This is a genomic window from Acidovorax benzenivorans, from assembly GCF_028680575.1.
Lineage (GTDB): Bacteria > Pseudomonadota > Gammaproteobacteria > Burkholderiales > Burkholderiaceae_C > Acidovorax > Acidovorax benzenivorans.
The window spans coordinates 318,784-344,129 of the sequence record NZ_JAPCKI010000005.1; the positions used below are offsets into that span (position 1 = coordinate 318,784).

Here is a 25,346-nt window from a genome sequence, read left to right on the forward strand (position 1 = left end):
ACTGCTTACTGAGGCTCAGTGCCTGGGTCGCGTGGCAGCGTCAGCGTAAAGCGCGCGCCTTGGCCCTCCGTGGATGACAGCGTGAGCGTGCCTCCCATCAGCACCGCCAGCGCCCGCGACAGCGTCAGCCCCAGGCCTGTGCCGCCGTGCTGGTAGCTGACCCGGTCGTTGCCTTGGCGGAATTTTTCAAAGATCGTTTCATGCAGGTGCTCCGGGATTCCGGGGCCGGTGTCCACCACGTGAAAGCGCACGGTATCGCCAGCGGCGTCCACCTCGATGGCGACCGAGCCCGTGTCCGTGAATTTCAAGGCGTTGGAGAGCAGGTTGTTGAGCACTTGCTTGATCCGTAGTCCGTCACACAACAGGGTCTGGGGGGCATCGGGGGCGATGCGCACATCGAGCGCCAGATTCTTGTTCGCCGCCGTGATGGCAAAGAAGTCGGCCGTGGACTGAACGATCTCTGCCACGTTCTGTTCGGTGGGCGTGTGGGGCATGGCGTCCGCCTCCACCTTGGCCAGGTCCAGGATCTCGGTGAGCAGAGCGTTGAGGTGATCTGCCGCTTTGCGGATCAGGCTGGCTTGCTCCTTGAAGCGGGGCTGCTCCAGCCGCAGCTCCATCAGCTCTGCAAACCCCCGGATGCTAGTGAGGGGCGTGCGCAGCTCGTGCGATACCGCAGCCAGGAACTCGCTCTTGGCCTGGCTGGCCGAGCGGGCCTCGGCCTCGCTGATGCGCAAGGCGGCGTTGGTGCTTTCCAGCTGGCGCACGCTGCGCACAAAGATGATCGCGGCGCCCACCAGCGCCACACTGAACAGCGCCATGGTGAACAAGGCCACGTTGCGGCTGGCGCGCCATTCCTGCAGGGACTCGTCGGTGCTGGTGGCCACCACGACCAGCAGCGGATAGTCGCCCACGCGGCTGTAGGCATAGATACGTTCGACGCCATCGATGCCACTGGAGCGCACGTAGTTGCCGTTGGCCCCCAGTTCTTCCATGTTGTTGTTGGCAGCACGTGCCAGCACGCTACCCATGCCCACGCTCTGTCCGCCCATGACACGGGCGCGCACGGTGCTGTCATTGCCGATGAGGGTCACGACCCCGGTGCGCCCCAACTGCACGCCCCGATAGACGTCCTCAAAATAGCCGGGGTTCACCGAGGCCACCACCAGGCCTGCGATGCCGCCACTGGCGTCCGGAATCTTTCGCGATAGCTGGATGGTGGCCTTGCCAGACACCTTTCCCACCACCGGCTTGCCAACGAACAGTCCGTTGGGCGTTTGCTGCAGGCGCGCAGCCTCTGCCACTTTCGGGTTCAGGTGCACCTGCACGTGTTCGCGGCCCGACAGATCGACATGGCCGGTTTTTTCGCTGGTGGGATCGATGTTGCTGCCGATAAACCGGCCATCGGGGCCCACCAGGGAGAGCTGGGTCAGGATCAGGGGCGCCAGCCCGGTTTCGTTGGCAAACCGCGTGAAGTCCGCCTTTTCAAAGTCGTTTTCCAGGACTGCGTTGCGCATGCGGATCGTGGCCTGGTCTACCGCCGCCATTACCCGCACGGTCTGTTCGCTCAGGCTCAGCGCCAGGTTGCTGTTTTGCCGGGTCTGCGCGTTCATGGCATCGCGCCAGGACACGTTCATCAGGATGGCCACCGTGACCCAGGCCATCAGCAGGACCAGGGCCGTGCCCCACGCCACCATGGTGCGCAAAGGCAGGCTGGCCGACCGCTTGGGGGGCGATGATCGGCCGTTGGTGGGTTGGCGCGTAGCGGACATTGCGGAAGGCGATGTAGGGGCCGTCATGTGCAGGTGTTTCAAAAGGCAACTGCGACCATCATAGGCGCGCAGCGCGCCCAGGTCACGGGCGGGCCACAGCCGCGGTGGGTGGCCGCAGCTTTACCCCCAGCCTGCGCCACCCCATCACCACGCCGGTCAGGCTCATCATTGCCCCGCCCAGGCTCAGCACGATGAGCACCACGTCCCACAGCGGCCTGCGCTCCAGCAACGGCAGCCAGTCCCAGCTGTGCAGCATGGCAAACAGCCAGCGGCTGGCGCGGCGATGGCTGTCGGTGCGGCCCAACACGGCGCCAGTGCGCGGGTCGATGTGGACCCAGGTGGCGTGTGGGTCGTCAAACACCACACGCAATGAGGGCAGGGGCTTGTCGCCGCCGCCCGCCATGGTGTGGGCGGCGCGGTTGTAGTAGTGCAGGTCGTAGGCGGTCAGCGTTTCAGTGCGCACCACGGGGTGGGGCAACAGCCTTGCTGCGGCCTGGGCCACAGCGCCGGGGGGCCAGGTGTGTGGTGCAGCTGTGGTGGCGTTGAGCAGCGCCGGGGCGCCGGTGGGGCTGGTCGCCATGACCAGCGTATGGCCTGCGCTGCGCACCCAGCGCAGCTCGCGCGTGTTGGGTGAAGCAGCGGACAGCAGAGCCTGCACGCTGGCGGCCTGCGCGGGCAGCATCAGCGGGCCGCCGTTCATGGCCTGCTGGCGCAGTGGCGCCGCGCCGCTGTCAAAAATCTTCCATGGGTTCATCGACATGAGGCCGCTGAAGACCCAGGTGAAAGCGATGACGGCAAATGCCAGCCCGAACACATGGTGCCAGCGCATCACAACGCCCCGGTACGGCGTGCGCGAACCGGTCTTGTACCGCCCCAGAAAGCGCCAGCGCAGCACGCCCACCACCGTGCCCGTCAGCGTGAGCACGATGCCCGCAATGGACAGCCAGTTCACGATGTTGGTCCAGTAGTCGTTGAAGACATTGCCCCGGAAGGGATACAGCCAGTGGATCCAGGCACCGACGTAGTTCCAGGCGCGCTCGTGCAGCGGGGCATCGCGCACCACCTCGCCGGTGGTGCCCGACACGTAGACCACGGTGCTCGCGCTGTCGCCCAGGTGCAGGCGGTGCAGCGGGCGGTGCATATCGAGTGCACGCGAGTGGGTGAAGGCGTCTTCGTTGACCGCGCCCTGGTATGTGATGAGCGGGTCGGGCGCTTGCGCAAACGCGCGGGCCGATGCGACGGCCCGGGCTGCGTCCACGCGCTGCAGCCGGTCGCCTGTGATGGCGTCGATGACCACAGCCGCTGGTGTCCTGTGCGGGTGCGGGGCGGCATCGCCCGATGGGGTTGCCGCCATGGCCAGGTACACCGCGCGACCGCCGCTGGCCACGGCCAGGCGCAAGTCCTGCAGCGGCCCTGCCAGGCCTGCGCGCTGCAGGGCGTCAGTGGGCTCCAGCAGGCGCTCGGGGCCCAAAGTGGCGGTGCGCAGCGGCGGCAGATGGGTCAGGCGCTCGGCCTGCGTGAGCTTTGGGTAGCCCACGTACATCATCACCAGGCCCGAAAGGAACCACATGGCGAAGAAGGCGCACAGCAGCACGCCCAGCCAGCGGTGGACGAGGTACAGCCAGCGTTTGGCGTGTGGCATGTCCGGTTCTCCGCCTGCGTCAGAACGCGGTGTGCAGCGTCACATCGAGCGTGCGCGGCGCACCCAGGTAGACCTGGTCGCGCGTCTCGGCGGCGTAGATACGGTCGGTGGCGTTGCGCACGCGGCCCGTCAAGGTCGTCGTCTTGTTGACCTTCCACGCCAGTCCTAGGTCCAGCAGCGTGTACGAAGGCCAGAACTTGGTGTTGGCCGCATTGCCATACACCTTGCCCACATGGCGCACGCCCGCGCTGGCGGTGACGGTGGGCGTGATGGCATACGACGCCCACAGGTTGGCGACCTGCTGTGGCACCAGTTGCGGCACGTTGCCCGCGCGCGAGATGCCGCCCTGCACAAAATTCTCATACCGCGCACGGATGAGTGACAGGTTGCCCTGCAGCTGCCACTGCGGCGTGGGGCGGATGCCCGCCGACAACTCGACGCCCTTGGACGATTGCTCGCCCACCAGCACCGTGAGGTTGGGGTTGGACGGGTCTTGCGAGGCGATGTTTTTGCGGCGGATTTCAAAGGCCGCCACCGTGGCGCTGCCCTTGTTGTCCCAGAAGTCGAACTTGCTGCCCACCTCGACCTGGCGGCCCGTGGTCAGCTCGCTGTTGTTGCGCACATCGGCAAACGAGGCGGATGCCAGCGAGCCCGAGGGCGGGTCAGCCGCGTTGGAGGCCTGCGCATACAGGTTGGCGCCAGGTGCAATGCTCCACACCACGCCCAGGCGGCCGGTGGTGGGGTGGTAGCTGCGGCTGAAGGTGGCGGGGGCTGTGGCCGTCACGGCGCGGCGGTTCACCAGGTCCAGTTCAATGCGCTCGTGTCGCAGCGCGGTGATGACGTTCACGCCCGGCGCCACGGCCGTGCGGTTTTCCAGGTACAGCGCGGTGTTGGTGATCTTGTTGTCTTTGTCGGGGTTCCACACGGGCGACATGCCGGGGATGTCGAAGAAGTTCTCTATGGAGAAGTGGTACGGATTGACCGTGCTCACCGTGACCGAGGGGCCAAACGGGAAGCGCGTTTGCTTGTTCACGCTCACGTCCAGGCCAAAGGCCCAGTCGCTCTTCCTGCCCGCCAGCTGGCCTTGGTAGGTGCCCTCCAACCGGTCGCCCACCAGTTGCTGGTCGTGGCGCTGCAACAGCGGGGATGTGCGCGTGACCGCCGTGTTGGTGGCATTGAAGGTGTAGGTCTCCACGTTGCGGTAGTCGCGCAGCGCGTCGTACACGTACAAGGTGTTCTTGAACTGCAGTGCGTCTGACACACGCCATTGCGCCACCGACCGCAGCCACTGCACGCGATGCTCGTACATGCCGTCGGCGCTGTTGTAGTTCTTGAAGCGCGTGGCCGGGTCGATGGTCAGCGCGCCCACGGCGGGGTTGAGCACCGGTGTGCCCCAGTACGGGCGGTCCACATGGTCTTTCTGGTACTCGTAGGCCAGCGTGTGGCTGAAGCCGCCGCCCAGGTCTGACAGCAGCGAGGTGGCGAGCTGAGTGGACTGCGTATTGGTGCCCTCGGTCCAGCTGCGCGCGTTGCGGTGGTTGAGGTCGATGCGTGCGTAGTGCGCCGGGCCCGCACTGCCATCGCCACCTGCCAGTCGGCGGTTCAGGCCCACGGACACTTCCTTCAGGTCGTACGAGCCCAGGCGCACCTGGCCCTCAACAAAGTCGCTGCGCTCGGCCGTCTTGGTGATGTAGTTGATGGAGCCGCCCACACCCCCCGAGCCGTACAGAAAACTCGACGCGCCGCCGATGGCCTCGACCCGGTCGTAGATCCAGCTGTCGACCGCGCGCGTGGCGCTGCCGTATTGCGGGTTGATGCCGTTGTAGAGCTGCGCCACCGAGTTGCTGGTGAAACCCCGGTAGTGCGCGGACATCGAACCGGGCGCGTTGTGCGCCACCACACCCGGTACGGCGCGCAGGATTTCCTGCGTGTCTTGCGCGCCACGGGCATCGATGGTGGCGCGGTCCACCACCGTGACGGAGGCCGGGTTCTCGCGCACCGTCAGGCCCAGGCGGCTGCCGGTGTCCACGGGCGTGTCCAGGCTGAGCTTGCCGTTGGGGGATGCGGCGGTGTCCACCACGTCCACGGCCTGCAGTGTGGGCGCGGTGGTGGTCTGTGCATGGGCTGCGACCGAGGCCAGTGCGCAGGTGGCGAATACACCCCAGCACAGAGGAGAAAGAGGTAGGTGCGGAGAGCCCGCAGCATGGCGGGGGGAGGAGTAGGAACGGGACATGAAAACGCTCTTGTCTTGAGGCGACAGCGCAGCCTGGCCCGCGTGGAGTGCACGCAGGGCTGCGCGGTCTAGAAACCAGCGGGAACAAGGCAGCACCCGACCACCAGGTGTGGGGTACTGCCAACAGGCTTCAGATCAAGAGCGCGATGGTGGCCCGCGTGCGGGCAGCGGTGCTGCGGTGGCTGCCGCGATGCGAGCGGCCTCGACGGGCTGCAGCGCATGGGCCAGGGGGTGGGGTGGCAGCACGGCGGCTGCCGGTGTGGGGGGCGGGGCGCTGGGGGTGGAGCACAAAGGGCAGTCCATGCCCATGGCGCCCATTTCCACCGTGCCATCGTCGGTTTGCAGCAGCAGCTTGATGGTGCCCGCGCTCGAACAGATCACCTCGATGGACTGGGGGTGCACCAGCGGCGATGCAATGGCCACCCCCATCGACGCCACGAACCAGGCCAGCACCCACAGGCGCAGCGCAGAGAAGGTCCGTGGGAGGGAGGTCATGGGGCGGGATGATACCGCCGCGATGCTGCGGTGCAGCGCAATTTGCTACAAATGTTATAGCTTCATCCGCTTTTTGTATAAGCGCTAGGGCCTGATTTTGCCGCAATTTGACGCAGGGCAACCGCCGTGGCCGTTGGCGCCGCCGCGTCGGCGGCGGCGGTGCCAGCTTCAGGCTTGCGTGTACGCAGTCTTCACCGTGGTGTAGAACTCTGCCGCGTAGCGCCCCTGCTCGCGTGGGCCGTAGCTGCTGCCCTTGCGGCCACCAAACGGCACGTGATAGTCCACGCCCGCCGTGGGCAGGTTCACCATCACCATGCCGGCTTGCGCGTGGCGCTTGAAGTGTGTGGCGTGCTTGAGGCTGGTGGTGGCGATGCCACTGGCCAGGCCAAAGGGCGTGTCGTTGGCCAGGGCCAGGGCCTCTTCGTAGTTTTTGGCGCGCAACACGCTGACCACCGGGCCGAAGATTTCTTCGCGGTTGATGCGCATGCCGGGCGTGGTCTCGGTGAACAGGGCGGGGCGCAGGTAAAAGCCTGGGGCACCGTCGGCGTTCTTCTCCAGGGCCTCGCCGCCGTAGGCGAGCTTGGCGCCCTCCTGCTGGCCGATGCCGATGTATTCCAGGTCTTGCGCCAGTTGGCGGTCGTCCACCACGGGGCCGATGTCGGTCCCAGCCTTGCGGGCGTCATCCACCTTCAGGGTCTTCATCTTTTCGACCATGGCAGCCACGAAACGGTCGTGGATGCCCTCGGTCACGATCACGCGGCTGCTGGCGGTGCAGCGCTGGCCGGTGGAGAAGAAGCCGCTGTTGACGGCTGCGCCCACGGCCACGGCCAGGTCGGCATCGTCGAGCACCACGAAGGGGTTCTTGCCACCCATTTCGAGCTGCACCTTGGCGCCGCGTGGCACGCAGGCGGCGGCCACGCGCTGGCCGGTGCCGACGGAGCCGGTAAAGCTCACGCCTGCAATGCGTTCGTCTTCCAGCAGAACCTGGCCCACGTCAGATCCCCGGCCCATCACCAGGTTGAACACACCCGCAGGCAGGCCCGCGCGGTGCAGGATGTCGGCCAGCGCCCAGGCGGAGCCGGGCACCACTTCAGCGGGCTTGAACACCACGCAATTGCCGTAGGCCAGGGCCGGGGCGATCTTCCAGGCCGGGATGGCGATGGGGAAGTTCCATGGCGTGATGATGCCGATGGTGCCTAGCGGCTCGCGTGTGATTTCGATGCCCACGCCAGGGCGCACCGAGGGGATCAGCTCCCCGCCGGGGCGCAGCGCTTCACCTGCGAAGAACTTGAAGATGGCGGCCGCGCGGCCCACTTCGCCAATGGCTTCGGGCAGGGTCTTGCCTTCCTCGCGTGCCAGCAGGTCGCCCAGCTCGGCCTTGCGAGCGATGATTTCGTTACCCACCGCGTCGAGGATGTCAAAGCGTTGCTGGGGGGTGGACAAGCTCCATGCGGGGAAGGCTGCGTGGGCGGCCGACACGGCCTCCAGCGCCTGTTCGCGGCTGGCCACGGCGTAGTCGCCGATCACGTCGCGGGTGTCCGACGGGTTGGTGTTCTGGTAGGTACGGACGCCTTCGGTCCAGGTGCCGGCGATCAGGTTTGCGTGCATGGCTGTGGTGGTGTGCAGGTGGTTGAAGAAAATCGGAACAAAGCCCCTGTGCCAGGAAATGCCTGGCAGACAGAATGAGAACGGGCCTGCGCTGGGCCCGCCTTACAGGCAAAGGCAGTGGGCCGCAGCCCGGTTTGGGCGAGCTTATTGTTGTATGTCATCGTACAACATAAGTGGGCTTTTGAGCACTGCGGGTAACTACTCATGGGACCAGTGCGCTATACGCGCTGCCCAGGGCGTTGTCATTGCGCGGGGTAGGTGGTGTCGCCATGGGCGGGCTGCCTTCAGCCTGCTTCGGCCTGTGCGCGCCGACGGCGCTCACGGCTGTTGGCCAGGTGGGTGCGCATCGCTGCGCGGGCTGCATCAGGGTCCTGGCCCACGATGGCGTCGTAGATGCTTTCGTGCTCGCCATTGACGCGGCGCAGGTACTGCCGACGCTCGTCGTTGGGTGGATCGACCGAGTCCAGCCGTGCGCGTGGAATGATCATGCTGCCCAGCGTGCCCATTAGCTCGGCAAAGTGGCTGTTCTGCGTGGCGCGCGCAATCTCCAGGTGGAACTGGAAGTCTGCCGCCACAGCATCGCGCCCGGCGTCCACGGCCTCGGCCACGGTGTTCAGCGCCTCGCGCATGGTTTTGAGGTTGGCGGGGGTGCGGCGCTGCGCTGCCAGCGCGGCGGCTTCGGTTTCTACGCCAATGCGCAGCTCCAGCACGGCTATCACGTCACGCAGGGTGCTGAACTGGTCTGGCGTGATCTTGAACCCCGGGGCTTGCCCCAGGCCCAGCACAAAGGTGCCAATACCGTGCCGCGTCTCGACCAGCCCCGAGGCCTGCAGCTTGGAAATGGCCTCGCGCACCACCGTGCGGCTGACGTTGAACTCGGCCATGATGGCCGCCTCGGTGGGCAGCTTGTCGCCCAGTGCCAGGCGGCCGTCACGGATGCGGTCGCCCAGGGAGTCCACCAGCTCCAGGGCCAGGGTGCGGGGCTTGCGGCGTGGGGCGATGTCGGTGCTCATGTCTCGGTGTTATCCCTATGTGGTGGCTGGGTTGAAAGGAGTACATTGCCTTTTGTTGTATGACAACTGATGACGTTCAACCGCTTGTAACGCCACTGTACCAAGAACCTCCGCAAAAGCCATGCCCTGTCACCCGACGCCGATCCGTTTTCAACGCTTGTTACTGACCGGGGCCGCCGGGGGGCTGGGGTGTGAGTTGCGCGTGCGCCTGAAGGCGTACTGCACCACCTTGCGCCTGTCCGACATCGCCGACCTGGGCAGCGAGGCGTCCGGCGAAGAGCTGCGCCCCGCGCGCCTGGAAGACGCCAGTGCCATGTTGCCTCTGCTGGAGGGCGTGGACGCCGTGGTGCACCTGGGTGGCGTGTCCACCGAGCAGCCCTGGGACCCCATCTTGCAGGCCAACATCGTGGGCGCTTACAACCTCTATGAAGCCGTTCGCAAGCAGGGCGTCAAACGCGTGGTGTTTGCCAGCTCCAACCACGTGACCGGCTTTTACCGCCAAGACGAGGTGGTGGGCCTGCGCGACCCGGCGCGGCCCGACGGCCTGTACGGCCTGTCCAAGGCATTTGGCGAAGACCTCTCGCGCTTTTACTTTGACCGCTATGGCATCGAAACCGTGTGCCTGCGCATCGGCTCATCGTTCCCCGCGCCACGCAACCGCCGCATGCTGGCCACCTGGATGAGCTACGACGACCTGGAGCGCCTGGTGGTGGCCAGCCTCACGGCGCCAGTGGTGGGCCACAGCATCATTTATGGCATGGGCGACAACACCACCACCTGGTGGGACAACACGCTGGCGCGCCACATCGGCTACCGCCCTCAAGACAGCTCCGAACCCTTCCGTGCCCAGGTGGAAGCCGCCGACCCTCAGCCTGACCTGACCGACCCCGCCGTGATCTACCAGGGCGGGCCGTTTGTGCGCACCGGTCCGTTCGAGTGAGCGAGTCCATGGAACTCCTGTTGCCTCACCACCAGGACCAAGTGGGCGAAAGCCCGCTGTGGAGCCCTGCCGAGCAGGCGCTGTACTGGGTGGACATTGAGGGCCGTGCGCTGCGCCGTCTGCGCTGGGCCGACCGGCAACTGAGCAGCTGGACAACCTCCGAGCGGCTGGCCTGCATTGCCTTGCATGCCAGCGGTGGGCTGGTGGCAGGCATGGACACCGGCATCTTCCATCTGCAGCCCGCCGATGACGGCACTCTGGCCTGCACCCTCATCTCTGCCGTGCAGCACCCGCAATCGGGCATGCGTTTCAATGACGGCCGCTGTGACCGCCAGGGGCGATTCTGGGCTGGCACCATGGTGCGCGACATGTCGCTGGCGCAGCCAGCGGGCGGCCTGTACCGGCAAGATGCACGCGGCCTCTCGGCGCCGCAGGTGCAAGGCCTGGTCACCCAGAACGGCCTGGCGTTCAGTCCCGATGGCGCCACCATGTACCTCAGCGACAGCCACCCCAGCGTGCAGAAGATCTGGGCGCTGGATCTGCATGACGACGGCAGCCTGGGCCCGCGCCGTCTGTTGGTGGACATGCGCGAGCTGCCTGGTCGGCCCGACGGTGCCGCCATCGACACCGATGGCTGCTACTGGATCTGCGCCAACGACGCTGGCATGGTGCACCGCTTCACGCCATCGGGCGTGCTGGACCGCTCGCTGGTCGTGCCCGTCAGCAAACCTTCGATGTGCAGTTTTGGCGGGCCCGACATGGACCAGCTGTTCATCACCTCCATCCGCCCCGGCCAGCCGCAGGGCAACGATGTGGCCCACGGCGGCGCGGTCTTCGTGACCCGCCCGGGCGCCCAAGGGCTCGCAGAAGCCCCGTATCAGCCCGCCTGAGCGCGGCGCCACCCAACAGATTCAACCCAGGAGACAACGCACCATGAACGTTCCACACCTCTTTGGCCGCGTGGCCATCGCCGCTGGCATCTTGCTCGGCAGCCTGGCCGCGCAGGCCACCGAGTTCCGCTCGTCGGACATCCACCCCGAGGACTACCCCACCGTGCTGGCCGTGCGCCACATGGGCGAGACGCTGTCCAAGGCCACGGGTGGCAAGCACAGCATCAAGGTGTATGCCAAGGGTTCGCTCGGCATCGAGAAGGACACCATTGAGCAGACCAAGCTGGGTGCGATTGCCATGACCCGCGTGAACGTCGCGCCCATGAACAATATCTGCCCCACCACCATGGTGCCCACCATGCCCTTCCTGTTCCGCGACAAGGAACACATGCGCAAGGTGCTGGACGGCGCCATCGGCGACGAGATCCTCAAGGACTGCGAGTCGCAGGGTTTTGTGGGGCTGGCGTTCTATGACTCCGGCGCGCGTTCGATCTACACCGTCAAGAAGCCCATCAAGACCCTCGCTGATGTCAAGGGCCTGAAGGTGCGTGTGCAGCAGAGCGACCTGTGGGTGTCCTTGCTTGAAGCCATGGGTGCCAACGCCACCCCCATGCCGTTTGGCGAGGTGTACACCGCGCTCAAGACCGGTCTGGTGGACGCCGCCGAGAACAACTACCCCAGCTACGAAAGCTCGCGCCACTTCGAAGTGGCCAAATACTTCAACAAGACCGAGCATTCCATGGCACCCGAGATCCTGCTGTTCAGCAAGCGGGTGTGGGACACCCTGAGCGCCGACGAACAAAAGGCCATCCGCGCTGCCGCCAAGGAATCGGTGGGTTTCATGCGCAAGATCTGGGACGAGCGTGAAGAAAAGTCCCTGGCCACCGTGAAGGCTGCGGGAGCGCAAATCGTCGAAATTGACAAGGTTGCCTTCAAGGCCGCGATGAAGCCGGTGTACGAAAAGTTCCTGAAAGACCCCAAGCTCCAGGACATGGTCAAGCGCATCGACGCGGTGCAGTGACCCTGGCATTCCCTGCCGCAGGGCCGTGTGTCCTGCGGCAGGTCCATCTTTTCGTCTTCTGAATGTTCTCTATGTACACGCGACTCTGTGCCTTCATCGCGCGCACCTGCCTGCAGCTCGGCGTGGGGGGGCTCGTCCTCCTGGTGTGCGCCGTGCTCTACCAGGTCATTGGCCGCTACATCTTCAATGACACCCCGACCTGGGCCGAGAGTGGCGCCGTGCTGTTGGTGCTGTACGTGACCATGCTGGGCATGGCCGTGGGCGTGCGTGATGCGGGCCACATCGGTCTCGAATCCTTTCTGGTGCTGGCTCCCGACTGGCTGCGCACCAAGCTCGAACTGCTGATCCACGCGCTGGTGCTGCTGTTCGGCATCGTCATGGCCTGGAACTGTGGCGTGCTGGCCGAATCGGTGGCGCCTTACAAGATCCCCACGCTGGGCATCTCTGAAGCCTTCAAATACGTGCCTCCTGCCATGGCTGGCGTGTTGGTTGCCATGTTCTCGCTGGAACACATCATTGCCATCCTGCACGACGCCGAGGTTGAGCCTGCGTGGCATTGAAACCGTCGTTTCAGCACCCTAACGTCCCCATAAAGATTCCACCACCATGGCGTTGACCATCCTGTGCGTGAGCTTCACGCTATTGCTGCTGCTGGGCGTGCCCGTGGCCTTCTCGATCGGCCTGTCTTCGCTGGCCACCATCCTGTACGAAGGCCTGCCGCTGGCCGTGGGCTTTCAGCAAATGATTTCGGGGATGAACCCGTTTTCGTTCCTGGCGATCCCGTTCTTCATCTTCGCTGGCGAAATCATGATGTACGGCGGCATTGCCGACCGCATCGTCAACTTTGCCAAGAGCGTGGCGGGCCATGTGCGCGGTGGCCTGGGCATGAGCAATGTGCTCGCCTGCACGCTGTTCGGTGGTGTCTCGGGCTCGCCCGTGGCCGACGTGTCTGCGATGGGCGCCGTGCTCATCCCGCAAATGAAAAAAGAGGGCTACCATGCCGACTACGCGGTGAACGTGACCACACATGCATCGCTGGTGGGTGCGCTCATGCCCACGTCGCACAACCTCATCATCTTCACGCTGGCTGCGGGCGGCAAGGTGAGCATTGCGGCGCTGATTCTTGCGGGCATCGTGCCTGCGCTGCTGCTCACCATCTGCAACCTCGCGGCTGCGTACTTCGTGGCCGTCAAGCGCGGCTACCCTGCAGGCACCTTCCCCGGCTGGAAGATCGTGTGGATATCGTTCCGTGCCTCGGTGCCGGGTTTGGCTGTGGTGGTCATCATCATCGCGGGCATTCTGTCGGGGGCGTTCACGGCCACAGAGTCTGCCTCGGTGGCGGTGGTCTGGGCCCTGGTGCTGTCGGTCTTCGTCTACAAGAAGCTCACGCGCGAGCAGTTCCTCAAGGCCGCCTCCAAGGCGGTCAAGACCACGGGCACCGTACTGCTGCTGATCGGCATCTCGTCCATGTTCGGCTACCTGATCGGTCTGTACGGCGTGGCCGAGTTGACGGGCGATGCGCTCAAATCCATGAGCACCTCGCCCTGGGTGATCTTTTTGTGCGTAAACATCATCCTGTTCGTGCTCGGCACCTTCCTGGACATGGCGGCCACCATCCTCATCTGCACGCCCATCTTCCTGCCCATCTGCCAGCAGTTCGGCATGAGCACCGAGCAGTTCGGCATCGTCATGCTCATCAACTGCGCGCTGGGCCTGAACACGCCGCCCGTGGGCACCACGCAGTTCATCGGCTGCACCATCGGCGGCATTTCCGTGGGCGAGGTGATGAAGACCATCTGGCCGTTCTACAGCGCACTCATCGTGGCGCTGATGCTGGTGACCTACGTGCCACAGTTTTCGATGTGGTTGCCGGACCTGGTGCTGAAGGCCGGTGGATGAGCACGGCCGTGCAAAACGCGAAGCGGACATGAAGAGAACTGACCCCATGCGAGAACCCCTCACCATCCGCATGCACGCGGACGACAACGTCGCCATCGTCGCCAACGACGGTGGCCTGCCCGCAGGCACGGTGCTGCCCGAGGGCGTGCCGGGCGCGGGCATCATCCTGCGCGACAAGGTGCCCCAGGGCCACAAGCTAGCGTTGTCGGACATGGCCGAAGGGGATGTGGTGCGCCGCTACAGCGTGCCCATCGGCTACGCGCTCAAGCCCATCCCGGCAGGCAGCTGGGTGCACGAGCGCCTGCTGCAAATGCCCTCGGCACGCGCGCTGGAGGGCCTGCCCATGGCCACCGTGAAGCCGCCCGTGCTGGAACCGCTCACGGGCTATACCTTCGAGGGCTACCGCAACGCCGACGGCTCGGTGGGCACGCGCAACATCCTGGCCATCACCACCACAGTGCAGTGTGTGGCGGGGGTGGTGGCCCTGGCGGTGCGCCGCATCAAGGACGAACTGCTGCCGTTGTATCCGCAGGTTGACGACGTGATCGGCCTGGAGCACACCTATGGCTGCGGCGTGGCCATTGACGCGCCCGACGCCATCATCCCCATCCGCACGCTGCGCAACATCAGCCTCAATCCCAACTTTGGGGGTGAGGTCATGGTGGTGAGCCTGGGCTGCGAAAAGCTCCAGCCCGACCGCCTGCTGCCTCCGGGCAGCTTCCCCATCACCGACGAGCGCGATGCGGCGCTGGGGCCCGAGACGGTGTGCCTGCAGGCCGACGAGCATGTGGGCTTCATGTCCATGCTCGACCACATCGTGCAAAGCGCGCGCCCGCACCTGGAGCGCCTGAACGCGCGCCGCCGCGAGACCATCCCCGCCAGCGAGCTGGTGCTGGGCGTGCAGTGTGGTGGCAGCGATGCGTTCTCGGGTGTCACCGCCAACCCCGCCGTGGGCTTTTGTGCCGACCTGCTGGTGCGCGCCGGAGCCACCGTGATGTTCAGCGAGAACACGGAGGTGCGCGATGCCGTGGAGCAGCTCACCAGCCGCGCGGCCACGCCCGAGGTGGCCGAATCCATCGTGCGCGAACTGGGCTGGTACGACCGATACCTCGACCGTGGCCGTGTGGACCGCGCAGCCAACACCACGCCGGGCAACAAGGCGGGCGGGCTGTCCAACATCGCCGAGAAGGCCATGGGCTCCATCATCAAGAGCGGCACCGCGCCTATTGCGCATGTGCTGGCACCTGGCGAGAAACTGCGCCGCGACCAGCGCGGCCTGGTGTACGCCGCCACACCCGCCAGCGACTTCATCTGCGGCACGCTGCAGCTGGCTGCGGGCATGAACCTGCATGTGTTCACCACCGGCCGGGGCACACCCTACGGTCTGGCCGAATGTCCCGTGGTCAAGGTGGCTACGCGCAGCGACCTGGCCCGGCGCTGGCACGACCTGATGGACATCAACGCGGGCAAGATCGCCGATGGCGAGGCCACCATCGAACAATTGGGCTGGGAGATGTTCCACCTGTTGCTCGACGTGGCCAGCGGCCGCAAGAAGACCTGGGCCGAACAGTGGAAGCTGCACAACGCGCTGGTGTTGTTCAATCCCGCACCCGTGACTTGAAGTGACACCCCCTGAGTCGCTTCGCGCCTTTCCCCTCTCTCTACGCGCTGCGCGCTACGGAAGTGGGACGCAGCCAGCGCGGCGGGGCGGCCCTTGCGCGGCTGCCATCGCCTGGGCTGTGCCCTTTGCATGCGTTGGGGGTGGCGCGTAGCGCAATGGATAGCAGAAACCGTGGTCTTGCAGCTTGCGTCCTGGAGCTGCGAGCCTCCTCCCACACAGCCCGTCCTTGCACGGGCTGTGTCACTAGAGAGCGCTGAACTCACATGGGTCACACCCGATTTTCCGACCGCAAGGTCGTGGTGGCGCTGGCGTTGCTGTGTTGCTTGCTGTGGGGCAGCTCGTACCCAGCCATCAAAACCGGCTATGCCTGGTTTGCCGTCGCCCGCAATGACATCCCCACGCAGCTGGTGTTTGCAGGCTGGCGCTTTCTGGGCGCGGGGCTGATCTTGCTGGCCTGGGCCGTGGCCACGCGCAAGGCCATCTGGGGTCTGGGGTTGGTGGCCGGGCGCCAGTTGGTGGTGCTGGGCCTGGCACAGACCACGCTGCAGTACGTGTTCTTCTACGTGGGGCTGGCGCACACCACCGGGGTCAAGGGTTCGATCATGAACGCCACGGGCACGTTTTTCAGCGTGCTGCTGGCGCACTGGGTCTATCACAACGACCGCCTCAGCCACGCCAAGCTGTGGGGCTGCCTGGTTGGCTTTGCGGGCGTGATGGTCGTCAACCTGGGGCGCGGCACGCTGGACCTGGACTTCACGCTGCTGGGCGAAGGCTTTGTGGTGATCGCCGCCCTCGTGCTGGCCGCGGCCAGCATTTACGGCAAGCAGGTGTCGCAGCGCATGGACTCCGTCGTGATGACGGGCTGGCAGCTGGGCCTGGGCGGTGTGGCGTTGTTGGCCATTGGCTGGTCGCTGGGCGGTTCGCTCGCTGGCTTCACCTGGGGCTCGACGGTGCTGCTGTTGTACCTGGCGCTGCTGTCGTCGGCCGCGTTCTCGCTGTGGAGCATCTTGCTCAAGCACAACCGCGTGAGCCAGGTCACGGTGTTCAACTTCACGGTGCCGATCTTCGGCGCAGCGCTGTCGGCACTGTTCCTGGGCGAGGCGCTGTGGGAGTGGAAAAACCTGCTGGCCCTGGTGTTGGTGTGCGCGGGCATCTGGCTGGTGACGCGCGACGCACCCAACCCCACGAAATAGACTCGGCACATGGCTTACACACTCTCCCGCGACGCATTCCAGCGCGACCTGCATGGCCAGCGCACTGACCTGTTCACCCTGCGTGGCGCGGGCGGCCTGCAGGTGGCCGTGAGCAACTACGGCGCCCGCCTGGTGCAGGTGGCGGTGCCCGACGGGCAGGGTGGCCTGGCCGATGTGGCGCTGGGCTACGACAGCCTGCAAGGCTTCCTGGAAGGCCAGCTCTCCATGGGCGCATTGATCGGGCGTTGGGCTGGGCGTTTGCGTGCAGGCACGCTCACCGTGCCGGATGGCTCGCCTTTGCAACTGCCCACCAACAGCGGCCCACACCACCACCATGGTGGGCCGCGTGGCAGCCGCTTTCAGGTGTTTGCAGTGGATGACGTGCAGGCCGATGCACTTACCCTGAGCCACACCTTCTGCACCCAAGACGACGGCGTACCGGGTGCGGTGCGCCTGCAGCTTCGCTTGCAGGTCACGGCCGACAACGCGCTCCACATGGCCTGGACGGCCGAGGCGCTGGATGCGCCCACCATGCTGAACCTCACCGGGCATGCGTTCTTCAACCTAGCGGGCAAGGGCAGCACCCACGGCCACACCTTGCACGTGCCTGCCAGCCGCTATGTGCCGCTGGCAGCCGACGTATGCCCCACCGGTGCACTGGCTGCGGTGCAGGGCACGCCATTCGACTTCCGCGAGGCCCGCCGTGTGGGCGATGCAGTGGCAGCGCCCAGCGCACAACTGGCCCTGGCCGGCGGGCTGGACCACTACCTGGTGCTGGACGAACAGGATGCACCTTTTGCACCCCCGTCGTCAGCCATCACCCCACACGGCCTGCGCCTGGCCGCGCTGCTGAGCGAGCCCGTCAGCCGCCGTGCAATGGAGGTTTGGAGCACCGCGCCCGGTGTGCAGGTCTATGCGGGCCATGGCCTCAAGGCGGACCCGGCGCGGGATCGGGGCCGTGGCGCGCAGCAGGGCGACTGGCTCTGGCAGCCGGGCGACGGTATCTGCCTGGAACCGATGGAGTACCCCGATGCGCCCAACCACGCGGCCTTCCCCATGCGCTGGTTGGCGCCCAGGGAGGTGGTGCAGGGCGCGATCGTGTACCGGTTTCGCAGTCTCTGAGCGCAGGGGTCAACGAGGTCCCCGTTTTTCGGTATGTCGCGCTACCATGCCCCCAGGTTTTCAACCGAGGTCATTCATGGACACAAGCTACACCCCCAGCACCGACTGGAAAGAAGTGGTGGCCCCCGACGAAGCCCAGCGCTTTGCCGGGTATGCGCGCCAGTTTGCCGAACTGCAGGCGCGCAAGTCGCACAAGTACGGCAATGGCAGGGGCCTGCACCGCAAGCAGCTCACCGCCGCGCGCGGCCAGTTGCAGGTGCTGGGCGATCTGCCTGCGTTCGCGGCGCATGGCCTGTTTGCCCAGCCTGGGCAGTACGAGGTGCGGGTGCGGCTGAGCAATGGCGGCATGGACAAGACCTCCGACCGCAAGCCCGACATCCGGGGCTTCTCGTTCAGCGTGTTGGGCGTGAAGGGCGATTCCGCCCTGGGCAACGGGCCTGCCAAAAGCCAGGACTTCACGCTCATCAACCAGGAGAAGTTCGCCTTTCCCCAAAGCGGCGAGTTCGTGGACTTTGTGGTGGCGGCCTCGCATGGCGGCGGCGCGCTGATCAAGTTTTTGGTGCAGCGCCACGGGCTGCTGGGGGCCGCCAGGCAAATCGCCAAGACGGTCAAGACTTTCGGCCGACCCTTCGGCGGCTTTGCTGCGCATGCCGTACACAGCGCGGCGCCCATCGCGTGTGGGCCGTATGCGGTGCGTGTGCGCCTGGTGCCCCATGCCTCCAACGGCGCGCCGGTCACCCAGGTTCAGGACGACTGGAACGCCGAGTTTTCGGCCCGCCTGCGCCAGCAGGATCTGTTGTGGGATCTGCAATTGCAGCCCTTTGTGAATGAGGCCACCACGCCCATTGAGGATGCCAGCGTGGACTGGCCCACGCCCTACACCACGGTGGCCCGTCTGACCCTGCCCAGGCAAGACCCTGTGGCCGACCCCGCACTGGCCGCCGAGGTGGAGGCCGCCGTGTTCGACCCTTGGCAGGCGCTGGCTGCACACCGGCCCCTGGGTGATGTGATGCGGGCCCGCAAGGTGGTGTATTTCGAGAGCCAGAAGGGGCGTGGGGCGGTGTAGCCTGGGTCGCCAAAGAGCCGCTGAGCGACTCCTGGGAGATCGTAAACACGTTCTAAGTTTCGTCTAAGTGTTGGTGCCCACACTGTCTTCCATCGCAACTCCGATTGGAAAGGCTCCACACCATGAACACGACCACGCTGACCTCCACTCCCCGCCGCCTCATCCTGGCCCTGGTGGCCGCCGGGGCGGTGGGTGCTACGGGCGCAGGCCTCATCACCGGGCACCAGGCACGCGCATTGACCCCGCCACCCGCCATCGTGGCCCAGACACCGGCCGCCCCTGGAGGGGCCTTGCCCAGCTTTGCGCAGATCACCGCGCAGAACGGCCCGGCGGTGGTCAACATCAGCGTGACGGGCAGCACCAAGACCGCGATGGCCGATGACGACAGCCAAGACGAGAGCCAGCCCGCCGCGCGTCAGCGCCGGGGCCCGCAGATCGACCCAGACGATCCGTTCTATGAATTTTTCCGCCAGTTTGGTTTTCCGGGCGCGGGTGCGCAAGGCCAGCCCAACGTGCCCACGCACGGCCAGGGCTCGGGCTTCATCGTCAGCCCTGACGGCCTGGTGCTGACCAACGCCCACGTGGTCAAGGGCGCCAGCGAAGTCATCGTCAAGCTCACGGACCGGCGCGAGTTCCGCGCCAAGGTGCTGGGCTCCGACCCCAAGACCGACGTGGCCGTGCTCAAGATCGACGCCAAGAACCTGCCCATGGTGCGCCTGGGCAGTACCCGCGACCTGCAGGTGGGCGAATGGGTGCTGGCCATCGGCTCGCCTTTCGGCTTTGAAAACAGCGTGACGGCGGGCGTGGTCAGCGCCAAGGGCCGCTCGCTGCCTGACGACAGCCTGGTCCCGTTCATCCAGACCGACGTGGCGGTGAACCCCGGCAACTCGGGCGGGCCGCTGTTTAACGCGCGTGGCGAGGTGGTGGGCATCAACTCGCAAATCTACAGCCGTTCGGGCGGCTACCAGGGCGTGTCGTTCTCTATCCCCATCGAGCTGGCCGCCAAGATCAAGGACCAGATCGTCGCTACCGGCAAGGTGCGCCATGCGCAACTGGGCGTGGCGGTGCAAGAGGTGAACCAGGCGTTCGCCGAGTCGTTCGCGCTCGACAAGCCCGAAGGCGCGCTGGTCGCCAGCGTCAGCAAGGGCAGCCCGGCCGAGAAGGCAGGCCTGCAGGCGGGCGACGTGATCCGCCAGGTGGACGGCCAGCCCATCGTGGCCTCGGGCGATCTGCCCGCCTGGGTGGGCCAGGCCCAGCCGGGCCAGCAGGTCAAGCTGTCGGTGTGGCGCCAGGGCAAGCCGCTGGAGCTGACCGCCACCCTGGGCGATGCCAGCGACAAGGCGATCAAGCAAGCACGTAACGACGACGCCGTGGGCAAGGGCCAACTGGGTCTGTCGCTGCGCCCGCTGGACCCGCAGGAGCGGCGTGAAATGGGTGCCAAGGGAGGCCTCAGCGAGGGCCTGGTCATCGAGCAGGCGCGGGGCCCCGCCGCCGCAGCCGGTGTGCAGCCGGGCGACGTGCTGCTGGCCATCAACGGCGCGCCCATCAAGGACATCACGCAGGTGCGTGCGGCCATGGCCAAGGCGGGCAAGTCGGTCGCGCTGCTGATTGAGCGCGACGGCGACAAGATCTTTGTGCCCGTGCGCCTGGGCTGATCCATGGCCTGCGCCCGCCGTCGGTTGGGGCCCTGCGGCGGGCGCTGCGCGTCAGCGCGGCAGGGGCTCCACTTCCTTCGTCCAGCGGTCGATCAGGCGCCGGCGTTCGGCGGCCTTGCCGTATTTCTCGAAGTCGTATTTGATGAGCTTGACGTTGTCCAGCGTCGGGATGCGCGGGTCCATCTTGAAGGTCTTGTTGGCGGGCACCTGGTAGCTGCCCACCTGGGCGCCCACGGCCTGGCCTTCGGGGCTCATCAGCCAGTCGTAGTATTTTTTTGCGTTCTCCATGTTGCGCGCGCCCTTGACCAGTGCAATCCCGCCCACCTCGTAGCTGGTGCCTTCACAAGGCGCCTGGGTTTTCACCGGGTACTTGTCGGCCTTCCACTTTTCAAAGTTGAACATGAAGGTGATGCCCACACCCACCTCGCCTTTGGCCAAGTTCGGCGCCTGCGCCTGGCCGCTGCGGGTGTAGGTGGTGGTGTTCTTGTGCAGGGCCTTGAGGTAGTCGAACGCCTTGTCTTCGCCCATGAGCTGGACCAGCCCCGCGATCACGGTGTAGGCCGTGCCGCTGGAGGCGGGGTGCGATATTTCCACCTCGCCCTTGTAGGCGGGCTTGATCACATCGGACCAGCACTGGGGCTCGGGCAGATTTTTCTTCTTGAGTGTTTCGGTGTTGTAGCCAAAGCCGATGGCCGAGCTGTAAAAGCCCCCCACCTGGTGGCCCGACATGGCGTACTGGCGCACGCTCCAGCTGTGCAGGTCATGCAGATAGGCGGGGCGGTATTCGGCCAGCAGGCCCTGCTCGGCCGCCTGCAAGAAGGGGTCGCCCGTACCGCCCCACCAGATGTCGGTCTTTGGGTTGTTGGCCTCGGCGCGCAACTGCGCTGCAATCTCACCCGTGCCCTTGTGGGCCTGGTTCACCTTGATGCCCGTCTTGCGGGTGAACTCCTTGGCTGCCGCTTCGCACCAGGGCGCGTCGGTGCTGCACAGCGCGTTGACCACGCCCTGCGCCTGGGCACCCGTGGCAGACAGCGCGGCCAGCGCAACGGCCGCAGCAAGGTGGTGGAGAGAGGGAAATGCCATCGGTCTTGCTCCTTGTGTTTTATGGTGGTGGCCCGGCCCATGGGGCGGGCAGTGTGCGCGTGGCGCTTTCATTGTGACAGTGATGTGTCAAATCTAAGTCGTTCTGGCAGTCCAGTGCGGCGTCAGCGGCCGTACCGCCGCTATCCTTCGCGGGTAGCCCTTCTCACCGATCCCCGACTGACCGTTCTACCCCCTTGCCATGCGCCTGCTGCTTGTTGAAGACGATTCCATGATCGGTGAAGCCGTGCTGGACCTGCTGCGCGCCGAGCAGTACGCGGTGGACTGGGCGCGCGCTGGCGATGCGGCCGACACCGCCCTGCGCACCCAGGCGTACGACCTGGTGCTGCTGGACCTGGGCCTGCCCCAACGCGACGGCCTGGCCGTGCTGCGTGACCTGCGGGCCCGCAAGAATCGCACCCCTGTGCTGGTGGCCACCGCCCGTGATGCCGTGGCCCAGCGCATCGAAGGGCTGGACGCTGGGGCTGACGACTACGTGCTCAAGCCCTACGACCTAGACGAGCTGCTGGCCCGCATCCGTGCCCTGCTGCGCCGCGCAGCGGGCCGCGCCGAGCCGGTGTACGAGCACCAGGGCGTGAGCATCAACCCCGCCACGCGCGAGGTCACCGTGCGCGGCACGCCCGTGGTGCTGTCGGGGCGCGAATGGGCGGTGCTGGAGCCGCTCATTGCCCGCCCCGGCATGGTGCTGTCGCGCCAGCAGCTGGAGGACAAACTCTACGGCTGGGGCGACGAGGTGAGCAGCAACGCGGTGGAGGTCTACATCCACGGCCTGCGCAAGAAGCTGGGGCCCGAGCTGGTGCTGAACGTGCGCGGGGTGGGCTACCTCGTGCCGAAGGCATGACCCCCCTGAGCGGCTTCGCCGCTTCCCCCCAAGGGGACGACAGCCTTTGCTGCGGGGCGGCACTTGCTGGCTGCCCCCGCGCAACCTCCTGCCCTGAGCATGCGGCGGGGATGGATGGATAGAGATGAAGAACGTGCCAACCACCTCCTGGCGCAGCGCGCTGCAGTCCATGCTGCCGCGGTCGCTGCGCATGCGGCTGCTGATGTTTTTGCTCGCTGCCATCGTGCTGGCTGGCGCGGTGCAGGGCGCGCTGGCCTACCGGGGGGCGTTGGCTGAGGCCGATGCGCTGTTCGACTACCACATGCAGCAAACCGCGCTGGCCCTGCGCTCGGGCCTGCCGGTGGATGCCCAAGGCCTGGGCCCGGGCCTGGACCCGGAGGACGAGAACCACGAATTCATCGTGCAGGTGTGGACCAATGAGGGCCTGCGCATTTTTGAATCGGCCGTGGGCGCCGCCCTGCCGCAGATTGCCGTGCTGGGTTTTACCAACGTGCAGGCGCGTGGCGGCACCTACCGGGTGTTTTCGATGCAGACGCGCTCGCAGGTCATCCAGGTGGCGCAGAACATGGCCGCGCGGCGCGACATGGCTGGCAGCCTGGCGCTGCGCACGCTGGCACCGTTGGCCATCATGGCGCCGCTCTTGGTGCTGGCCGTGTGGTGGGGCGTGAGCCGGTCGCTGGCCCCGGTGGAGCGCGTGCGCCGCCAATTGGCCCAGCGCCAGGCGGATGACCTCTCGCCCGTGAGCGATGCACAACTGCCTGACGAAGTGCAGCCGCTGGTGAGTGAACTCAACCTGCTGTTCGAACGCGTCCAGCGCGCCTTTGACGCGCAGGAGCATTTCGTGGCCGACGCCGCGCACGAGCTGCGCTCGCCCCTGGCCGCGCTGCGCCTGCAGCTGCAGGGCCTGCAGCGCGCGGGCGACGATGCCGCGCGGGCGGCCGCCATCGAACGCCTGTCGGCTGGCATCGAGCGCGCCACGCGCCTGGTCGAGCAGCTGCTCACCCTGGCACGGCAGGAGGCCAGCACGGCCGTCAACGATCCGGTGGACCTGCGTGCCACGGCGCAATTGGCGCTGGCCGACGTGGCTCCCGCTGCCCAGGCGCGTGGCATGGATGTGGGCCTGCTGGAATCGGACGCCGCCACCGTGCCCGGCAATGCCGAGGCCCTGCGCATGCTGGCGCGCAATCTGCTGGACAACGCCATCAAATACAGCCCGCCCGGCGGCCAGGTGGACCTGCAGGTGTGCCGCGAGGGCGACGCCGCCGTGCTCACCGTCGAAGACAGTGGCCCCGGCATTGCCCCCGAGCACCGCGAGCGCGTGATGCAGCGTTTTGTGCGTGAAACGTCAGAAGGCGCTCCCGGCAGCGGCCTGGGCCTGGCCATCGTGCAGGCCATTGCGCAGGCCCATGGCGCCACCGTGGCGCTGGACAGTTCGGCGCGCCTGGGCGGCCTGCGGGTGACCGTGCGGTTTGCGGCTGCCAAGCCCTGAGCTGTGTGATGCCCTGTTTGCTATTAATTGAATAGCTGGTCAGGCATATTGCACTAGCGCTATCGGCTCAAAAGCCCTCAAAGTCACCCGCAGAGTGCTTCAAAGCGCCTCGTCGCGTGCGCGCCACGCCGCCAGGGGCCTGCCCCGCACAATGCGGGGGTAGCGCGCAGGCTGTGCCGGTTCCTGGTCTGTCTGCGTCCAATTCCACCTCAGCACACACGCATCGGCATGAACTTCATCGTTTTGGGCGCAGGCGCCATTGGTTGTTATGTGGGTGGGCGACTGGCCGCGCACGGCCAGTCGGTGTGCCTGGTGGGCCGCCCACATGCGCTGCAGCCCATCGAGCAGCAGGGCCTGAAGGTCACCGACCTGGACGGCTTTGACCGCACCGTGCCAGCGTCCGCACTGCAACTGGCCGCCACGCTGGCAGACGCCGCGCCCAGTGCCGACAGCATCATCCTGCTGTGCGTCAAAAGCGGCGCCACCGAGTCTGCCGCACGCGAGCTGGTGGCGGCCTGTGTGCCCGGCACCCCGGTGATCTCGTTGCAAAACGGCGTCGACAACGTGGCCCGCATCGCGGCAATGGCGCCCGGCCTGAACGTGCTGGCGGGCATGGTGCCCTATAACGTGGTGCTGCGCGGCGCGCAGGTACACCGCGCCACCGCGGGCCATTTGCAGCTGCAGCGCGATGCCGTCACGGAGCGCATCGCGCCGGTCTTCAACGCCGCAGGCCTGGCCACCGTGTTGCCGCAAGACATCCGTGCCGTGCAGTGGGGCAAGCTGCTGCTCAACCTCAACAACCCGGTCAATGCGCTGTCCGACCTGCCGCTGCGGCAAGAGCTGCTGGACCGCGACTGCCGCCGCGTCTTTGCCGCGCTGCAGACCGAGGCGCTGCGCGTGATGGCGCGCGCGGGCATCACGCCCGCCCAGGTCACGGCCGTGTCGCCCACGCTGCTGCCCCATGTGCTGCGCCTGCCCAACTGGCTGTTCACCCGGCTCGCCAAACGCATGCTGCAGATCGACGCCACGGCCCGCTCGTCGATGTGGGACGACCTGGAGGCCGGGCGCGTGACGGAGATCGACGCGCTGTGTGGCGCGGTGGTGCGGCTGGCGGCGCAGCATGGTTTGGCGGCGCCGCTCAATGCGCGCATGTGCGCGCTGCTGGGCGGCCCGCGCCAGCGCCTGACGGGCACGCAGATGCGCCAGGTGTTGGGGCTGTGACCTGTGACCTGTGACCTGTGATCAGGTGGCGGGTGCTGCGCTGTCCAGCGGCACGCGCAGCCCGGTCTTGAGGCTGGCCAGCGCCACTGAGGTCCTGAATCGCTTGATGTTGTCGTCCCCCTCAAACAGCCGCCGCGTCAGCGCTTCGTAGTCTTCCATCGACGCCACGTTCACCACCAGCAGGTAGTCCGCCTCGCCCGTCACGCTGTAGCACTGCTGCACCGCGTCTTCCGCCGCAATGCGCGCGCGCAGCGGGGCGGTGCGGTCGGGGCGCTCGTTGTCCAGGTGCACCTCCAGCACGATGGTCAGCGGCTTGCCCACTTTCACCGGGTCCAGCACGGCCACGTTGGCGCGGATCACGCCACTGTCCTTGAGCCGCTGGATGCGCCGCTGCACGGCGGGTGCCGACAGGTTGACTGCCTGCGCAATCGCGCGCTGGGGCGTGGTGTTGTCGGTCTGCAGGATGTCCAGGATCGCGAGGTCAAAGCGGTCGAGTGTTGCCGGGCTGCCCATGCGGAGGCTCCTTG

21 protein-coding genes are annotated in these 25,346 nt (G+C 66.5%); 13 read left to right on the plus strand and 8 right to left on the minus strand.

Annotation, left to right across the window (positions count from 1 at the left end):
• Positions 1-5: 5 nt before the first annotated feature.
• The 6 genes from OIN59_RS11695 to OIN59_RS11720 form a co-directional block, all read right to left on the minus strand.
• The gene (locus OIN59_RS11695) at positions 6-1,769 is read right to left on the minus strand and encodes a sensor histidine kinase (protein ID WP_274110446.1); all 1,764 of its coding nucleotides are present in this window, start codon (positions 1,767-1,769) and stop codon (positions 6-8) included.
• Positions 1,770-1,851: 82 nt separating this feature from the next.
• Positions 1,852-3,411, minus strand: coding sequence for a PepSY-associated TM helix domain-containing protein (locus OIN59_RS11700; protein ID WP_274110448.1), 1,560 nt, complete (start codon positions 3,409-3,411; stop codon positions 1,852-1,854).
• Between the two features lie 19 nt (positions 3,412-3,430).
• Complete coding sequence (locus OIN59_RS11705) at positions 3,431-5,644, minus strand: TonB-dependent receptor (protein ID WP_274110450.1); 2,214 nt, start codon at positions 5,642-5,644, stop codon at positions 3,431-3,433.
• 135 nt (positions 5,645-5,779) lie between these two features.
• A complete protein-coding gene (locus OIN59_RS11710) occupies positions 5,780-6,139 on the minus strand; it encodes a DUF2946 family protein (protein ID WP_274110452.1) in 360 nt (119 codons plus the stop codon).
• 168 nt (positions 6,140-6,307) lie between these two features.
• The gene (locus tag OIN59_RS11715; RefSeq protein ID WP_274110453.1) at positions 6,308-7,747 is read right to left on the minus strand and encodes an aldehyde dehydrogenase family protein; all 1,440 of its coding nucleotides are present in this window, start codon (positions 7,745-7,747) and stop codon (positions 6,308-6,310) included.
• Positions 7,748-8,031: 284 nt separating this feature from the next.
• Positions 8,032-8,760: a FadR/GntR family transcriptional regulator gene (locus OIN59_RS11720; RefSeq protein WP_274110454.1), complete on the minus strand. Its 729-nt coding sequence runs from the start codon at positions 8,758-8,760 to the stop codon at positions 8,032-8,034.
• A gap of 121 nt (positions 8,761-8,881) precedes the next feature.
• On the opposite strand from OIN59_RS11720, the gene OIN59_RS11725 reads away from it, so the two are divergent.
• The 10 genes from OIN59_RS11725 to OIN59_RS11770 all read left to right on the plus strand — a co-directional run bounded on the left by OIN59_RS11725 (position 8,882) and on the right by OIN59_RS11770 (position 20,167).
• Positions 8,882-9,700 carry an NAD-dependent epimerase/dehydratase family protein gene (locus tag OIN59_RS11725; RefSeq protein WP_274110455.1) on the plus strand — a complete coding sequence of 273 codons (819 nt, stop codon included), beginning with the start codon at positions 8,882-8,884 and terminating at the stop codon, positions 9,698-9,700.
• An 8-nt stretch (positions 9,701-9,708) separates the two neighbouring features.
• Entirely contained in the window at positions 9,709-10,590 is an 882-nt protein-coding gene (locus tag OIN59_RS11730; RefSeq protein WP_274110458.1) for an SMP-30/gluconolactonase/LRE family protein, read from the plus strand.
• 43 nt (positions 10,591-10,633) lie between these two features.
• Positions 10,634-11,611 (plus strand): TRAP transporter substrate-binding protein, encoded by a 978-nt coding sequence (locus OIN59_RS11735; protein ID WP_274110460.1) that lies wholly within the window; start codon positions 10,634-10,636, stop codon positions 11,609-11,611.
• A 71-nt stretch (positions 11,612-11,682) separates the two neighbouring features.
• Positions 11,683-12,171 (plus strand): TRAP transporter small permease, encoded by a 489-nt coding sequence (locus OIN59_RS11740; protein WP_274110461.1) that lies wholly within the window; start codon positions 11,683-11,685, stop codon positions 12,169-12,171.
• Positions 12,172-12,217: 46 nt separating this feature from the next.
• Positions 12,218-13,510: a TRAP transporter large permease gene (locus tag OIN59_RS11745; protein WP_274110463.1), complete on the plus strand. Its 1,293-nt coding sequence runs from the start codon at positions 12,218-12,220 to the stop codon at positions 13,508-13,510.
• 46 nt (positions 13,511-13,556) lie between these two features.
• Positions 13,557-15,131, plus strand: a complete 1,575-nt coding sequence (gene garD / locus OIN59_RS11750; RefSeq protein ID WP_274110465.1) for a galactarate dehydratase — start codon at positions 13,557-13,559, stop codon at positions 15,129-15,131.
• A gap of 263 nt (positions 15,132-15,394) precedes the next feature.
• Complete coding sequence (locus tag OIN59_RS11755) at positions 15,395-16,324, plus strand: DMT family transporter (protein ID WP_274110467.1); 930 nt, start codon at positions 15,395-15,397, stop codon at positions 16,322-16,324.
• Positions 16,325-16,333: 9 nt separating this feature from the next.
• Positions 16,334-17,446 (plus strand): aldose epimerase family protein, encoded by a 1,113-nt coding sequence (locus OIN59_RS11760; protein ID WP_274110469.1) that lies wholly within the window; start codon positions 16,334-16,336, stop codon positions 17,444-17,446.
• Positions 17,447-17,522: 76 nt separating this feature from the next.
• On the plus strand, positions 17,523-18,512 hold the full coding sequence (locus OIN59_RS11765) for a catalase family protein (protein WP_274110471.1): 990 nt from the start codon (positions 17,523-17,525) through the stop codon (positions 18,510-18,512).
• 122 nt (positions 18,513-18,634) lie between these two features.
• Positions 18,635-20,167 carry a DegQ family serine endoprotease gene (locus OIN59_RS11770; RefSeq protein ID WP_274110473.1) on the plus strand — a complete coding sequence of 511 codons (1,533 nt, stop codon included), beginning with the start codon at positions 18,635-18,637 and terminating at the stop codon, positions 20,165-20,167.
• Between the two features lie 51 nt (positions 20,168-20,218).
• Here OIN59_RS11770 and OIN59_RS11775 read toward each other — a convergent pair whose 3' ends face one another.
• Positions 20,219-21,250 (minus strand): ABC transporter substrate-binding protein, encoded by a 1,032-nt coding sequence (locus OIN59_RS11775; protein ID WP_274110475.1) that lies wholly within the window; start codon positions 21,248-21,250, stop codon positions 20,219-20,221.
• A 199-nt stretch (positions 21,251-21,449) separates the two neighbouring features.
• On the opposite strand from OIN59_RS11775, the gene OIN59_RS11780 reads away from it, so the two are divergent.
• From OIN59_RS11780 to OIN59_RS11790, 3 genes are all read left to right on the plus strand, one after another.
• Positions 21,450-22,109 carry a response regulator gene (locus tag OIN59_RS11780; RefSeq protein WP_274110477.1) on the plus strand — a complete coding sequence of 220 codons (660 nt, stop codon included), beginning with the start codon at positions 21,450-21,452 and terminating at the stop codon, positions 22,107-22,109.
• Positions 22,110-22,233: 124 nt separating this feature from the next.
• Positions 22,234-23,598 carry an ATP-binding protein gene (locus OIN59_RS11785; protein WP_274110479.1) on the plus strand — a complete coding sequence of 455 codons (1,365 nt, stop codon included), beginning with the start codon at positions 22,234-22,236 and terminating at the stop codon, positions 23,596-23,598.
• Between the two features lie 228 nt (positions 23,599-23,826).
• Complete coding sequence (locus OIN59_RS11790; RefSeq protein ID WP_274110481.1) at positions 23,827-24,819, plus strand: 2-dehydropantoate 2-reductase; 993 nt, start codon at positions 23,827-23,829, stop codon at positions 24,817-24,819.
• 21 nt (positions 24,820-24,840) lie between these two features.
• Here the strand turns inward: OIN59_RS11790 and OIN59_RS11795 are convergent, their stop codons facing one another.
• Complete coding sequence (locus OIN59_RS11795) at positions 24,841-25,332, minus strand: Lrp/AsnC family transcriptional regulator (protein ID WP_274110483.1); 492 nt, start codon at positions 25,330-25,332, stop codon at positions 24,841-24,843.
• Positions 25,333-25,346 lie beyond the last annotated feature (14 nt).